At 73.1% G+C, this 14,268-nt stretch carries 15 protein-coding genes and 1 pseudogene; 7 read left to right on the top strand and 9 right to left on the bottom strand.

Annotated elements, in window-relative coordinates:
- Positions 1–6 precede the first annotated feature (6 nt).
- A complete protein-coding gene (locus tag KBX63_RS31425; RefSeq protein WP_210917536.1) occupies positions 7–1,245 on the top strand; it encodes an APC family permease in 1,239 nt (412 codons plus the stop codon).
- Here KBX63_RS31425 and KBX63_RS31420 read toward each other — a convergent pair.
- Positions 1,210–3,144: pseudogene (locus KBX63_RS31420) on the bottom strand (TrkA family potassium uptake protein); the annotation flags it as partial. The gene KBX63_RS31425 and the pseudogene KBX63_RS31420 sit on opposite strands and share 36 nt — an antisense overlap.
- A gap of 93 nt (positions 3,145–3,237) precedes the next feature.
- Between KBX63_RS31420 and KBX63_RS31415 the strand changes: the two are divergent.
- From KBX63_RS31415 to KBX63_RS31405, 3 genes are all read left to right on the top strand, one after another.
- The gene (locus tag KBX63_RS31415) at positions 3,238–3,720 is read left to right on the top strand and encodes an MSMEG_6728 family protein (protein WP_210917535.1); all 483 of its coding nucleotides are present in this window, start codon (positions 3,238–3,240) and stop codon (positions 3,718–3,720) included.
- Between the two features lie 35 nt (positions 3,721–3,755).
- Complete coding sequence (locus KBX63_RS31410) at positions 3,756–5,294, top strand: FAD-dependent oxidoreductase (protein ID WP_210917534.1); 1,539 nt, start codon at positions 3,756–3,758, stop codon at positions 5,292–5,294.
- Between the two features lie 373 nt (positions 5,295–5,667).
- Entirely contained in the window at positions 5,668–6,111 is a 444-nt protein-coding gene (locus KBX63_RS31405; RefSeq protein WP_210917533.1) for an HNH endonuclease, read from the top strand.
- Between the two features lie 69 nt (positions 6,112–6,180).
- On the opposite strand, the gene KBX63_RS31400 is transcribed toward KBX63_RS31405, so the two are convergent.
- The 3 genes from KBX63_RS31400 to KBX63_RS31390 form a co-directional block, all read right to left on the bottom strand.
- Complete coding sequence (locus KBX63_RS31400) at positions 6,181–7,779, bottom strand: serine/threonine-protein kinase (RefSeq protein ID WP_210917530.1); 1,599 nt, start codon at positions 7,777–7,779, stop codon at positions 6,181–6,183.
- Positions 7,780–7,864: 85 nt separating this feature from the next.
- On the bottom strand, positions 7,865–8,632 hold the full coding sequence (locus tag KBX63_RS31395) for an enoyl-CoA hydratase/isomerase family protein (protein ID WP_210917528.1): 768 nt from the start codon (positions 8,630–8,632) through the stop codon (positions 7,865–7,867).
- A gap of 136 nt (positions 8,633–8,768) precedes the next feature.
- Complete coding sequence (locus KBX63_RS31390; protein WP_210917526.1) at positions 8,769–8,957, bottom strand: hypothetical protein; 189 nt, start codon at positions 8,955–8,957, stop codon at positions 8,769–8,771.
- Here KBX63_RS31390 and KBX63_RS31385 point away from each other — a divergent pair.
- A complete protein-coding gene (locus tag KBX63_RS31385; RefSeq protein WP_210917524.1) occupies positions 8,929–9,492 on the top strand; it encodes a protealysin inhibitor emfourin in 564 nt (187 codons plus the stop codon). The two genes, KBX63_RS31390 and KBX63_RS31385, sit on opposite strands and share 29 nt — an antisense overlap.
- A gap of 22 nt (positions 9,493–9,514) precedes the next feature.
- Here KBX63_RS31385 and KBX63_RS31380 read toward each other — a convergent pair whose 3' ends face one another.
- The 4 genes from KBX63_RS31380 to KBX63_RS31365 form a co-directional block, all read right to left on the bottom strand.
- Positions 9,515–10,153, bottom strand: a complete 639-nt coding sequence (locus KBX63_RS31380) for a histidine phosphatase family protein (RefSeq protein ID WP_210917522.1) — start codon at positions 10,151–10,153, stop codon at positions 9,515–9,517.
- A gap of 68 nt (positions 10,154–10,221) precedes the next feature.
- Positions 10,222–10,827, bottom strand: a complete 606-nt coding sequence (locus KBX63_RS31375) for a DUF998 domain-containing protein (RefSeq protein ID WP_247663730.1) — start codon at positions 10,825–10,827, stop codon at positions 10,222–10,224.
- A gap of 70 nt (positions 10,828–10,897) precedes the next feature.
- Complete coding sequence (locus KBX63_RS31370; protein WP_210917517.1) at positions 10,898–11,317, bottom strand: VOC family protein; 420 nt, start codon at positions 11,315–11,317, stop codon at positions 10,898–10,900.
- A 35-nt stretch (positions 11,318–11,352) separates the two neighbouring features.
- Entirely contained in the window at positions 11,353–11,751 is a 399-nt protein-coding gene (locus KBX63_RS31365) for a helix-turn-helix domain-containing protein (protein ID WP_210917514.1), read from the bottom strand.
- 466 nt (positions 11,752–12,217) lie between these two features.
- Here KBX63_RS31365 and KBX63_RS31360 point away from each other — a divergent pair, with 466 nt between their 5' ends.
- Positions 12,218–12,661: an HIT family protein gene (locus KBX63_RS31360; RefSeq protein ID WP_210917511.1), complete on the top strand. Its 444-nt coding sequence runs from the start codon at positions 12,218–12,220 to the stop codon at positions 12,659–12,661.
- Positions 12,661–13,137: a hypothetical protein gene (locus KBX63_RS31355; RefSeq protein WP_210917510.1), complete on the top strand. Its 477-nt coding sequence runs from the start codon at positions 12,661–12,663 to the stop codon at positions 13,135–13,137. The genes KBX63_RS31360 and KBX63_RS31355 overlap by 1 nt, the downstream gene beginning before the upstream one ends.
- 487 nt (positions 13,138–13,624) lie before the next feature.
- Here KBX63_RS31355 and KBX63_RS31350 read toward each other — a convergent pair whose 3' ends face one another.
- The gene (locus KBX63_RS31350) at positions 13,625–14,053 is read right to left on the bottom strand and encodes a hypothetical protein (protein ID WP_307871905.1); all 429 of its coding nucleotides are present in this window, start codon (positions 14,051–14,053) and stop codon (positions 13,625–13,627) included.
- Positions 14,054–14,268: the final 215 nt, after the last annotated feature.

Here is a 14,268-nt window from a genome sequence, read left to right as displayed (position 1 = left end):
CGTCCGGTGGACCAACTGGCGCGCCGGCTGGGCGTACCCGACGCGGTGGTCATCGGGCTGGGGTCGATGCTCGGCGCGGGCGTCTTCGTGGTGTTCGCCCCGGCCACGGCGGCGGCCGGCGGCGCCGGGCTGCTGCCCGCGCTGGTGCTGGCCGGGGTGATCGCCTTCTGCAACGCGACCAGCTCGGCGCGGCTGGCGGCCCGCTACCCGGAGTCCGGCGGCACCTACGTCTACGGTCGCGAACGCCTCGGCCCGCTGGCCGGCTTCGTGGCCGGCTGGGGTTTCGTGGTGGGCAAGACCGCGAGCTGCGCGGCGATGGCGCTGACCATCGGCGCGTACCTGTGGCCCGGTCAGGCCCGACCGGTCGCGGCCGCTGCGGTGCTCGCGGTAACCGCCGTGAACCTGCGCGGCATCGGCAGGACGGCCACCGCCACGAAGGCGCTGGTCGCGGTGGTGCTCGCGGTGCTGGCCCTGGTCGCGGTCGTCGGCATCGTCGGCGGTGATTTCGCCCTGGGCAGGCTCGGCGACCCCGGCGGCTCCGGCCGGGGCGTGCTCACCGCCGCCGGGCTGCTCTTCTTCGCGTTCGCCGGGTACGCCCGCATCGCCACGCTCGGCGAGGAGGTCCGCGACCCGCAACGGACCATCCCCCGCGCGGTGCCGCTGGCGCTCGGCACGGTGCTCGCGATCTACCTGGTGCTGGCCGTCATCACGCTCGGCGTGCTCGGCGCCGACCGGCTGGCCGGTTCCGCCGCGCCCCTGGTCGACGTGGTGACCGCCGCCGGGCTGCCCGGCCTCGCCTGGGTGGTTCGCGCCGGGGCCACGATCGCGGTCACCGGCGTGCTGCTGTCCCTGGTCGCCGGGGTCGGCCGGACCACGCTGGCGATGGCCCGCCGCCGCGACCTGCCCGGCGCGTTGGCCGCCGTGCACCCCGTGCATCAGGTGCCGCACCGCGCCGAGTTGGCGGTGGCCGCCGTGGTGATCCTGGTCGTGCTGCTCGGTGACGTGCGGGACGCGATCGGCTTCTCCAGCTGCACCGTGCTGGTCTACTACGCGATCACCAACGCCGCCGCGCTGACCCTGGGCCTTGACCCGGGCCGGCGGCTACCGGTTCAGGTGCTCGCCGGGCTGGGACTGGTCGGCTGCCTGCTGCTGGCGGTCAACCTGCCACTGGCCAGCGTGCTGGCCGGCTTCGGCGTGCTCGCCGTCGGCGCCGTCTGGCACCTCGTGCGGCAGCGGAGTCGCTGACCGGCCAGGCACCGGATGGGCCGCGCCGGGGGCCGAGGCGGCGACCTCCCAGTCGGCCGGCGCGGGCGCCGAGCGAGGAGCTGCTGGCGAGGTCGGGTCTCTGCCGAGGACGGGCCCGGCCGGCCGGGGAACCGGGCCGGTGCGGGCGGGCGGGGCGCACTGCCTGGTCAGCCAGTCCAGGCCCCGACGGCGGGCGACCACGGTGAGCCGGTCGCCAGCGAAGATCACCTGCCGGGGGTCGAGGTCCTTCCACCAGATGGTCCTGGCGCCGCCGGCCGGGGTACGGGCGATCAGCCGGACCTGCCCGTCGCGGTTGACCACGTCGAGCGGCCGACCGTCCAGCTCCGAGCCGGGGGCGACCGGCACCTCGGCGACCGGCAGCGCGTGCCGCTCGACCGGGATGGTGGTGATCACCGCTCGTTCGGTGAGGGCCCCGATGAAGGCCGGAGCCGCCAGGTACGAGACCGAACGGGACACCCCGAGGGCGAAGGTCTCCTCCACCCGTTCGGCGAAGTCACCGTCGAAGAGCCGCAGCACCACCCGCAGGTCGTCGCGGAGGTCCCGGGCGGCCAACGCCGCCTCCAGGTTGGCCACGTCGTCGGTGGACGCCACCACCAGCGCCTGGCAGTCGGCGACCGACGCGGCGGCGAGGGTCTCCGGCAGCGCGGCGTCCCCCACGATCAGCGGCACCTCCAACTGCCGTGCCAGGGTCGCGCCGCGCGGCTCCGGATCCTTGTCGATCGCCACCACCTCGACGTCGTACTCGCGGAGCTGCGCCATCACCCGGGTGCCGACGTTGCCGAGGCCGATCACCACCACGTGCCCGGCCCGGGCCGGTTGCAGCCGGCCGGTGTGCAGGGCCAGCCGCGCGTTGACGATGCCGTCCACCACCACCGCGGTGATCAACGGAATCAGCGCCAACCCGGCGAGGTTGAGCACCACCTGCATGATCTGCGCGTCGGCCGCCTTGTCGGTGTCCGGGTCCGCGCCGCTGAGCGTGGTGACCAGCGTCAGGTACAGCGCCTCCACCGGGGAGACATCCTCCGCCCGGGAGATCAACGCGCCGAGCACCGCGATCACCATGAGCACCAGGATCACCGCGACACCGATCTTGCGGGTGGCGAAGCCGCGTACGGCCCGCAGCAGCACCGCCATCGGGCGTCGGCGACGGCGGGCCCGGACCAGCCGGCGGGCGGCGACCGCGGTGCCCGGTGGCTGCCCGGTCGCCTCGGCGAGCACCAGGTCGGCGCCGGCCTGCTCGGCCGGCAGCAGCTCCACCCCCTGCTCCTCACTGAAGTCGGCCAACGCGCAGACCACGTCCTGCGGGCGGACGTCGGCGCGACGAGCCACCCGCAGCGTCTTGTCCCGGTGTTGGAAGGAGTTCGGGTCGACCTCGCCGAGCGCGGCGGCCACGAACGCCGGCGCGGCCATCTCGGCGTCGGAGAGCACCTCGACCGGCGCCTTGAGCAGCTTGCGCACGCCGTCGGCGAGGGTGCCGTTGAACATCCGCAGCACCTGACGGACCCGCTGGTCGACGGCCTGGGCGCAGAGCGCGGCGTGCAGGTTGCCCACGTCGTCCTGGTGCAGCAGGGCCAGACCGGTCGCCCCGGCCAGGCCGGCGGCCTCGAAGGTGTCCACATCCAGCCGTTCCGAGCGCACCACGCGGACCCCGCGCAGCCCGGCCACGTCCGGCCCGTTGCTGCGGTAGCGCTCCGGCACCACCACGGTCACCCGGGCCCCGCCCGCCGGCAGCTCCGATTCGACCATCGCCCGGGCCACGTAGTAGGCGAGCGCGTCCCGCCCGCAGATCACGTAGTGCGGTCGCGGATCACCGGCGGACCGCAGTCGCCAGTTCCACTCGACCGCCCGTCGCGCCCGGTCCCGCCACGGCTCCGCCATGCCCGGATCGTAGTCAGCACGACCACCGTGGGCGACCCCATCCGGATCATCCCGACCAGGCATGCCGACCGGGGCGGCGGGTAGAGCAGCGGCATGCAGACCTTCCTCCCGTACCCCGACTTCCTGGCCAGCGCCCGCACGCTGGACCAGAAGCGGCTGGGCAAGCAACGGGTGGAGGCCATCCAGGTGCTGCGCGGGCTCACCCGGCCCGGGTACGGCTGGCGGAACCACCCCGCGGTGAAGATGTGGGCCGGGTACGAGGAGGCGCTCACCCGCTACGGGCTGGACATGTGCGCGGTCTGGTCCGAGCCGGGAAGGGCCGACACCTGCGCCATCACGTTGACCGTCGACCTCGCCGACGCCTGCGGTGCCGGCATCGTGCGTACCCAGGAGGAGCTGGCCCGGGCCGGTGAGCTGCCACCCTGGCTGGGCCGCGACGACCTGCACCTGAGCCACCGTTCGTCCCTGCTGCGCAAGGACCCCACGCACTACCGCCCGATCTTCGGCGAAGACGTTCCCCCGGACCTGGAGTACGTCTGGCCCGCCTCCGACCGGACCCGTCGCTGCTTACCGTGAACAAGGGCAGACTGTGGGTGGACGGGGAGGTGCCCATGGCGCTGTCGAAAGTGGTGGGTCGACTCATCGGCGTACGCCAGTACCAGGTTGACCCCGGGGGCGGTGGCGCCGAGCGCGTGCCGGGACCGGTCGCGGCGGTGGTGGTGGGTGGCGGCATCGCCGGCATGTCGGCGGCTGTGGTGCTGGCCGAGCGCGGTGTGGCGGTGACGGTGCTGGAGGCGGCGCCGACCCTCGGTGGGCGGCTGGGCGCCTGGCCGGAGGCGCTCGCCGACGGCAGCCAGCAGAACGAGCACGGGTTTCACGCGTTCTTCCGGCAGTACTACAACTGGCGGTCCATCCTTCGCCGGGTCGACCCCGACCTGGGCTTCTTGAAGCCGATCCCGGGCTATCCGATCCTGAGTGGGCAGTGGCCGACCGAGGAGTTCGGCAAGCTGCCGCCCGCACCGCCGGCGAACCTGCTCGCGTTGCTGCTGCGCAGTCCCAGCCTGCGTCTGGCCGACCTCCGGTTGATGGACCGGGACGCGGCGCTGCCGCTGCTCAGCTACGACCCGGTCCGCACCTACGCCGAGCTGGACGACACCACGGCCGACCAGTTGCTGGCCGCACTGCGGCTGCCGGACCGGGCCCGCGCGATGCTGTTCGAGGTCTTCTCACACTCGTTCTTCAACCACGAGGCGGAGATGTCCGCCGCCGAGATGGTCGCCCAGTTTCACTTCTACCTGCTCGGCAACCCGGAAGGGCTGGCCTTCGACTGTCCGGACGAGGATTACGCCACGGCGATCTGGCAGCCGCTGACCCGGCACGTGGAGAAGCACGGCGGCCGGGTGCTCACCGGGTCCGCCGCGACCGGGGTCCACCGCGACGCCGACGGCTGGCGGGTGACGACCGCCGACGGCGGCGGTCACCAGGCGCGCCATGTGGTGCTCGCCGTGGACCCGCCGGCGCTGGCCGCGTTGGTCACGGCCTCCCCGGACCTCGCCGGGCAGGCGCCGGAGCTGGTGGCGCGGATGCCCGCGTTCGGCACGCCCGGCCCGCCGTACGCGGTGGCCCGGTACTGGTGTCACGGGGACGTGGCCGCCGGTCGGGCGGTGTTCAGCGGGGTGTCCCGGCAGCCCACGTTGGACTCGGTGACGCTCTACCACCGGCTGGAGAACGAGTCGCGGCGCTGGGCACGGCGGACCGGCGGGTCGGTCATCGAGCTGCACGCGTACGCCTGCGAGCCGGGAGTGCCGGCCGAGGAGCTGGCCGAGCGGATGCGCCGTGAGCTGGTGGTGCTCTGGCCGGAGGCCGCCGGCCTGTGGGTCCGCGAGCTGCGCGCCCGGGTGGAGGCGCAGGCGCCGGCGTTCAGCCCGGGCAGCCACGCCTGGCGACCGGGGGTACGCACCGACGCGACCGGCCTCTACCTGGCCGGAGACGGGATCGCCACGGACTTCCCGAGTGCGCTGATGGAACGCTCGGCGGCGACCGGGATCATCGCCGCGAACCACATCCTGCGCGCGGAGGGCGGCGCGGCCGAGCCGGTGCGGTCGATCCGGCCCCGGGGGCTGCTGGCCGGGCGAGGCGCGACAACCTAGCTGACGGCTGTGCGGGTGGACCGCCCGCTCGCCACCGCCCGGCAGACGGCGGGGGCCAGCGGCCGGAGGAGCCGGCAGCGCCGCCCGGCGGAGCCGGACAGCCGATCGAAATACGTTGCCCCTCTGTCCCGTGCCGACCTACCGTGAGCGCGCAAGGTCAACCACCGCCACGGGAGCAGCTCATGACGATGTCGCACGTCACCACCGTGCCGTCGGTGCTGCCCGGCGACGGTTGCCGAGCGGAAGGTCCGCGGGCGGGCCGGCCCGACTGACGCGTACCCGTACGCGCCGAGCCGCCCGTCCGACAACCGGACCGGGCGGCTCTTCGCTGTCCGGCGCAGTTCGTCCGTCACCACCATGGAGGGAGATCCCGGTGGACGCCGTCCTCGTCATCAACGCCGACCTCGGCCCGCTGCACCGGGTCACCGTCCAGCACGCCGTCCGGATGCTCTGCCGGCGGGTGGCCGAGATCCACGAGGCCGAGCCGGACCAGGTGATCGGGATCTTCCCGATGCCCCGGGTGGTGCGGCTCGTCCGCTACGTGGTCACCCGCTGGCGGTTCAGTTCCGGGCCGGCCTGGTCCCGGGCCGGCGTCCTGCGCCGCGACGACCGCTGCTGCGCGTACTGCGGCGGCCCGGCGTCGACCATCGACCACATCCTGCCCCGCTCGCGCGGCGGCCGGAACACCTGGCGGAACACCACCGCCGCCTGCTACGGCTGCAACCAGCGCAAAGGTGACCGGACGCCGGCGGAGGCGGGCATGCCGCTGCGCCGGGAGCCGGTGAACCCGGGCTGGGCGGCGCTGGCCGGGCGGTGACGGACCGGCCGGCGGGAACGGGGGGCCGCGTCGGGGGTACGCCTCCGCCGCGGCACCCGCCGGCCCCGGTCAGCCGGCACGCTCCTTGACCTTCGGCTTCGGGCGGCCGTTGGCGCAGTGCACACGGATCTCGCTGCGGTGCTCGCCGGAGGTCAGCTCGATTTCCACCCGCTTCGCCGGGCCCGGATCGTACGCCTCCGCCCGGTAGCCGGGTGCGGGCGTCACCGCGAGCACCTCGGCCGACGCCCCCAGGCAGCGGACGGTGACCGTCCCGCCCCGGGCGTCCACCGGCACCCCCGGTGGCGGAGCGGGCGTGGGCGCGGCGGTGGTCGGAGTCGGGCCGGAGGTGGTCGCGGCCGGGCTCGGGGGACGCGTGCCACCCGGACCGGTCGGGGGGCTGGTCCGGGCGCCGGACGGCGCGGCGCTGGCCGGCGGGACGCCGGGCGGGGCTGCGGGTGGGCGGGGATCGGCCGGGCCGGGTGGCTCGGCGGTCCTCGGCATCCCCACGGTGGTGGCGCCACCCGGCCCGATACCCGTCCGCGGCGGATCCGCTTCCTGCCGCCGCGTGCCCGGGTCGCCGAGTGACCCGCCCATCGCCACCGCGGCGACCACTGCGCCGCCGACCGCCAGCACGGCCCGCCGCCAACGCCACGACCGGCGCCGCGCGGCACCGGTCGTCCCGACTGCCGCACTGCCAACCGGCTCGGCCGGCCTCGTGGACGGGGTGTCCCCCACCTCGGCCGGTCGCGCCTCCGGGCTCGGTCCGCCCGCGTCGACAACGGCCGTCCCCGCGGTGGCGGCCGGTTCGCCGCCCGCCTCCGGTCCGGCCAGGACGGCGGCCGGCTCGCGCCGGACCGCGGGTTCGCCGGCGGCGAGCAGGATCCGGGCCGCCTCGGCGGCCGGCGGCCGGTCGGCGGGGTCGCGGGCCAGGCACCAGTGGTACAGCCGGTGGATCTCGGCCGGCACTCCGACGATCTCGGGCAGCGGGTCGGGTTCGGCAGGCCCCGGTACGCGGGGCGTCCCGATCCGCGCTTCGGAGCGCCGGGGTGGCCGGCCGGTGAGCACCCGGTGCACGAGCAGGCCGAGGGCGTACACGTCGCAGGCCGGCAGCACCTCGCCGGCCTCCAGCCGTTCCGGGGCGAGATAGGCAGGTGTGCCCAGCAGCCGCCCCTCGAAGTCGATCTCCGGATCGCCGACGGCCGCCGCGATGCCGAAGTCGAGCACCTTCGCACCGGTGGGGGTGAGCATCACGTTGCCCGGCTTGATGTCGCGGTGCACCACCTCCTGCGCGTGCGCGGCAGCGAGCGCGGCCGCCACCTCCGCGCAGACCCGCAGGCCCGCGCGCGGTGGCAGCGGCCCGGCATCCAACCGCTGTTCGAGGGTGTGGCCGCCGAGCAGCTCCATCACCACGAACGGGACGTGGACACCGCCGAGCCTCGACTCGCCGTAGTCGTAGACGCTGGTGACGTGCGGGTGCGACAGCCGGGCCGCCGCCTTGGCCTCGGCTCGGATCCGCTGCCGGGCGTTGGCGTCCGAGGCGACGAGCACCTTCACCGCCACGTCCCTTTCGAGCACCTCGTCGTACGCCCGGTGCACCGCGGACATGCCGCCACTGCCGAGGCGCTCCAGGAGCCGGTAGCGGCCCGCAAGCAACTGATCACGCTGCACGACGGACAGCCTGCCGTACCGCCCCTGCGGGACGCCAGCCGGGATCGAGATCGTCGAATGGCCGGAGCCGGCCGGCCGCGAAGGGTCAGTCCGCGGTCGGCGGACGCCAGGCGAAGCGGGGCGTCCGGCGCTCGGCGACCGCCGCCACTCCCTCCCGGGCCTCGCCGCTGGTCGCCACCTTTCGGTGCCACCAGGCGATCCGCGCCGGCCCGGCCCGGTCGTCCACGATCTCCTTGGCGGCGGCGACGCTCAACGGTGACCGCTGGGCGATCGCAGCGGTGAGGTCGTCCACCCGCGCGGCGAGCCGATCAGCTGGCAGCACCTCGTCGGCCAGGCCGACCCGCAGGGCGCGCTCGGCGTCGATCAGTTCGGCGGTGAACAGCAGGTGCTTGGCGGCGGACGGGCCGACCAGCCGGGTCAGCCGGCGGGTGGTCGGCGCCGGGTAGACCAGCCCCAGCCGGGCCGGCGGTACGCCGAACCGGGCGTCGTCGGCGGCGATCCGCAGGTCGCAGGCGACCGCCAGCTGGCAGCCACCCCCGACGCAGGCACCCCGGATCGCCGCCACGGTGGGCTTGGCGAAGCGGGCCAGCCGCTCCTCCGCGGCCACCGCGATGCTGGCGTCACCGGCGTCCAGCAGCTCGGCGAGGTCGCCGAGGTCGGCGCCGGCGCAGAAGGCGTCGCCCGCACCGCTGAGCACCAGCGCCCGTACGCCGGGGTCGGGTTCCAGTCGGTCCAGCAGCTCGGGGAGCTGTCGCCACATGGCGGCGGTCATCGCGTTGCGGCGGGCCGGGTTGTGGATCACCACGGTCGCCACCGGTCCGGTCACCTCGACGGTCAACTCCGCGTCCGACACGTCCGCCCCTTCTCGCGCCACCCGTCCGACGCCGCCGACCCAGCACTCCGGCGACGTGCGCCGTGCGGCGACCATAACGGCGCGGACCCGGCGACGACCGTTGAGGGGTGGTCGCCGGGCCCTCGCGTCGGTCAGGTCAGGAGACGGTGACCGCGGTGTCGTCGACCACGAAGTCACGCGTGTAGATAACGAGGTGTTGAAGAAAGAGAAGGCTTGGCTCCCAGACATCGACAGTGACCGTTCGGATGAGGGCGGCGACGAGGGAACCCGCGGCCGCAGCCGTGCGTCCGAGCGGCATGAGACCCGCCTCGACGACCGGCGTCACCGTCGCGCTCCTGGCCGCCCTCCTGGCCGGCTGCACCAGCGCCGACCGAGCCGACACCGTCCCGGACCAGCCCCCCGCCACCAGCGGCCCGGCCCCGACCGGCCCGTCCACCGGCACCCCGCCGCCGCCGACCGCCGTCCCCGCCACTCCGGGCGTCCCCGCACCGACCGGCCCCGAGGCCACCGGCAGCGCGGCCACGCGGGTGATGCTGTTCCGGTCCGGGGGTTTCGCCGGGCGCGGCGACGCCGTGACCGTCGAGTCCGACGGCCGATGGACGCTGGTGGACCGGGCCGGCGGACGGCGTACCGGCCGGCTCGACCCAGCCGACCTCGGGCGGCTGCGCGGGCTCGCCGCCGACCCCCGACTGGCCGCCGAGGCCGGCCGCCCGACCACCCCCACCGGCTGTGCGGACGCGTTCAGCTACCGGCTGACCGTCGGCACCGTCGAGACCGGGTACGTCGACTGCCCCGCCGACCCCGCCCCGCCACCGGCCACCCGGGCGATGGTCGAACTGCTGCTCCGGGCCACCGGCTGACCGTCGGGCACGACTCGGGCGCTCAGACCAGGTAGTCCGGCGGCAGGCCCGTGCCGCGCAGCTCCGGCGGCAGGTGCGCCACGTCGTTGAAGGCGATCAGGTTCGGCGGTGCGGCCGGGCCGTACCGGATGACGGTCAGTCCCGCGTTGTGCTGATTCAAACCCAGCCACCGCCGCTCCGGCGCGTCCAGAGCGTGCCGGACCAGCCAGGCGATCAGGAAACTGTGTGTCACGACCAGCTCACGGACCGGCTCGACGCCGCCCGCGCCGTCGGTGCCACCGGCGACCGGACCGGCGAAGCGCCGTACCGCCGCGGCCGTCACCCGCGGCCCGTCGCCCCGTTCGGCCGCCGAGAACTGGCCCAGGAAGTCGGCGTACGCCGGCGGCAGGTCGGCGGGATCCGTGTCGTGCGGGAGGTGGTCGCCGGCCAGCTCGGTCGCGTACACCGGAACCCCGGGCAGCGACGCGGCGACCAGCTCGGCGGTCTCCGCGGCCCGGCGCAGCGGCCCGTGGTGCACGGCGGCGAACGGCCGGCCCCGCAGCCGCTCGCCGAGCAACCTGGCCTGTCGCCGGCCCCGCTCCGACAGGCCGGTCTCCGGCGACTCGGTCGCCGCGTCGTCCTGCTCGCCGTGCCGGGCGAGGTACAGCAGCCGGGTGATCATGTCCAACACCTCAGCACAATGGGAGGCGCGGGATCCACCCCGCGCCTCCCGGTGTACCGACAACCAGCTCAGTCCACCCGGCCGGACGCCGCCCGCGCGAACGTGACCGACACCCAGAGCCAGCCGGCCGTCACCGCCAGGCCGAAGGCCACCATCACGGCCGGAGCCGGCCGGACCATCAGCGCCACCCAGGCCACCGCGAAGAAGGCGCCGGTCGCCAGGCTGTATCCGGCCCGACCCCGCGCCCCACGCCGCGCCGCCCGCCGGCCGACCACCACCGTCGCCGCGATCAGCGACACGAAGGCGACCGCCGCCACCAGGAAGTGCAGGCCACCGTGCCAGCTGATCTGGCCGGCGCCCCGGGGCGTGCCGGTGGGAAACCCGTCGGCCGGGTCGGCGCTGAAGATCCCCGCGCCCACCAGACCCAGCCCGTACAGGGCGAGCAGCCGGGACGGCCAGACCGACCCGGTGCCGGTGGAGCGCCGCAGCGCCCCGGCGGCCGCCACGCACAGCACTCCGGTGGCCAGGAACGTGGCGATCTGGACCCAGCCCAGCTCACCGGTGCTCAACACGCTGACCGGGTGCCGCCGAACGTCGAAGCCGTCCCGGGTGAGCGCCTGGAGCAGCGCCGAACCGGCGAAGATCGGGCCGGCGACGACACCGCAGACCAGCAACGCGCGGTCCCGGCCGGCGGTGGCCGGTCGGACCCGGAGAGCGGAACCGCCTGGCTCATCGGTCCGCCCCTCAGGCCCGGGGGAACATCTGGCCGATGCGGATCCGGTTGCCGAACGGGTCCCGGATGCCGAAGTCGATCCCGTACGGGCGCTCCTCCGGCTCATCGGTGATCTCGACGCCCTTGGCGACCAGGTCCTCGTGCGTCTTGCGGGCGTCGTCGGTGGTCATGAAGAGGTAGCCACCGAGCGCCCCCTTGGTGAGCAACTCCCGGACCTGCGCGGCGGTGGCCGGGTCCAGGGCGGGCGGCCCCGGCTTCTCCAGCAGGATCTCGCGCTCCGGGTCGCCCGGCAGGTTGACCGTCAGCCAGCGCATGAAGCCGAGGTCCTGGTCGGTGTTGAGCTCCATGCCGAGCTTGCCCACGTAGAAGTCGAGCGCCTCGTCCTGGTCGAGGACGTAGATCTGGGAGCGGCTGATCGCGTTCATCGTCATGGGAATCACGCTAGACGTAGACCCTGACCTGCTGCTTATCCAAAACTGCTGGGTCGGGTCCAGGCCTTCATGAAGCAGGACGGCACGTTGGCCGGCGCCGTACGCCGGCGGAAGTCCGTGGGCGACTCCCCGACGATCTGTCGGAACGTCCGGCTGAACGTGCCCAGGCTGGAGAAGCCGACCGCGTGGCAAATGTCGGTGACGTCCCGGTCGGTCTCCACCAGCAGCGCCATCGCCCGCTCGACCCGCCGGCGTTGCAGGTAGCGGTGCGGGGTCTCACCGAACGTGGCCCGGAAGGTCCGGATGAAGTGCGCCTCGGAGACGTACGCGATCCGGGCCAGCACGGGGATGTCCAGCGGCTGGGCGTACGCCCGGTCCATCGCGTCCCGGGCACGCAGCATCGCCCGGTTCGACTCCTCCACCGCGCGACTCATCGGCTTGCGTGCACACCCCTTGATCGGAAGACATCGGCGCGGGCCGGCCACCCGCGTCATGCTGCCGCCCAGCATACGGCCGGTGCCGGCAGTCAGCGCTCGCGCACACTCCGGTGCAGCGGCACAGCCGCGGCGTCCATCGGCGTGGCAACCACAACAGCGCCTACCACGACCGAGATGGCCGCTTTGGCACGATGAACGCCAATCCATCAGCCGCACATGCAGGGTGTCGGTTGTGGACGACACGAATCAACCGTCGGCTGGCCTACCCTGGTGCGGGGACGAAGTATTGAGGAACCTCGCCGCGACATCGGTACGCCGCCACGTCCCCTGCGCCAGCGAGCAGACGGGTGGCAGGGAATGAGTGGCAGTACCGCCAGGGTCACGACATCCAGAGAGAGGTAGCTACTTTGGCCAAGTCAGTCCACTTCAAGTGGCCGTCAGGGCAGGGTGGGACCCGTTCGCGATGATCGTCGAGACCGACTGTCCATTCTGCGCGATCGTCCGGCGTGAGACCCCAGACGCTCGAGAGGTCTATCGGGACGGGCACGTGGTCGCCTTCTTCCCACTAAAGCCGGCGACCCTGGGCCACATCCTTGTGGTGCCGCTCGACCACATTCCTGATATCTGGTCGTTGGATGGAGAAACCGCCGCCCACCTGGCGCGAGTCACGTTGAGGCTCTCGCATGTGGTGAAGTGCGCGATCGCACCAGAGGGACTGAACATCATCCAGTCGAACGGGGCAGTTGCCACCCAGACCGTGCCCCATCTACACACCCACATCGTCCCCCGCTGGTCCCGCGACGAGATGGGTCGCATCTGGCCTACAGAAACCAGTTACTCGGAGACGCAGAAGGATGAGGTCTGGGAGCGGCTCCGACACGAGTGTCGGAAAGTTGGTGGGGAGTGATGCAGCCGGCTGACGTGATGGTCGTTGATCCCGACGACCGACGGAAGCACCTCGACTATATCCAGGCCGTGGTCACACGAATGTCCTCGGCCTCCTCCGCTGCCAAAGGCTGGCTGCTCCCCGTGGTGACCGCGACGTACGGGTACGCGTTGACGAAGAACGCCAACCTGGTTGCCGCGCTGGGGGTCGCGGCCGCACTCCTGTTCGGTTTCCTCGACGCAAATTATCTACGACAGGAAAAGGCCTACCGGCGACTCTACGATGCGGTGGCGCGCGGGACGCGAAAGGTGCCGCTGTTCTCGCTCGACCCCTCGGACGCTGACGATCCCATTCCTTTCGCAGCCACCCGCGGACAAAGAATCCGACTGCGCCTCGGGCGCTGGTTTCCGGACGCCACTGTCTGGCTCTCATGGTCGGTTGCGCCGTTCTACGGAGCCCTCGTTGTCATCGGTTGCTCCATCGCATTGTTCGCTTGACGACGACAGCGTGCTGGCGGCGCCGGCACGAGTGGTCGCAGAGGCTCCGGGGTCAAGGGCGGCCCGCAGGTCCATCGCCCCGCTTCCCGCCCCAGCCGCAGGGCGTCGGGCATGACGGTCGGCAGCGCCAGCGCCCTGGCGGCGCCCCGTCCCGGGCCGCCGTGCTACACGCACAGATCGGTCGGGCCGCGTTCGTCCAGGGGCTTTGCAAGCTCGACGGGCGGCTGTCGTGACCCGATTGCTGACAGGCAGTCGGCTCGCGACAACGCCCGGCGCGAATTCCCTGGCGGAATTGGAGCCCCCGGCCGGGATCGAACCGGCGACATCTCGCTTACAAGCTCTGTTCATCTCGTCCGGTGGTGTCCGTCTGCGTCTGCGACCTCGGGCGACTGCCCGCAGCCCGGTCGCTGCCGGGTGTCCTCGTCCCGGCCGGTTGCTGTCGCCGTTGCTGTCGACAGCACCAGGACGACCACCCAGGAGCAGAGAGTCATCGAAGGCTCTCTTCCTGCCCGGCCTCCAATCGGTCTGCCCGGCTGTGAAGCTCCGCAGCTATGGCATCCCAGTCGGGACCAAAGGCATGTAGGTCGCTGGCCGCCACACGCAACAGCTCGACATCCTCCGGCCGTTGGAGGCAGGCCAGCCGGAACGCGAGGTTTCGCGCCCAGACCGGAAGACCTATCCAGTCCTCCTCCAGCATCACCTCCAGCATTGCCACGATCTCGTCAGCCGATGCGAAGGTCACCACCTCGACATATGCGCTGGCAACTCTCTCGCTGTACCCCCGACCAGTGAGCAACCGGGCCAACTCAAGCAGCGACATGCACTCCGGTGCGAAGGGCTCGGCGTCGGCGGACTCCTCGGGGCGATCCCTAGTACCCCTATCCAGCAACGCCCGCAGCCAACCCGTCCTATTCACGACTTAGAAGCTAACCGCTCCCCACCTGGCGAACCGGACACGGCACAGGCGCCCGGCGACGGTTCGACGCAGGTGAGTTGAAGCGGAACTTAGAGCGCCCGGCAGTAGGTCCAAGATTCGGACAGGCGAGTACCCGCGGGCAGTAGACAGGCACGGGTCCATCGATCATCGGAGTTCTCTACGCTCTGTGACCGATGGAGTCCCGTGCCTGCCCT

This window comes from Micromonospora sp. U21 (assembly GCF_018070045.1).
GTDB lineage: Bacteria > Actinomycetota > Actinomycetes > Mycobacteriales > Micromonosporaceae > Micromonospora.
The sequence above is the reverse complement of the archived record's forward strand: the minus strand, read 5'-3'. Positions and strand labels throughout refer to the sequence as shown.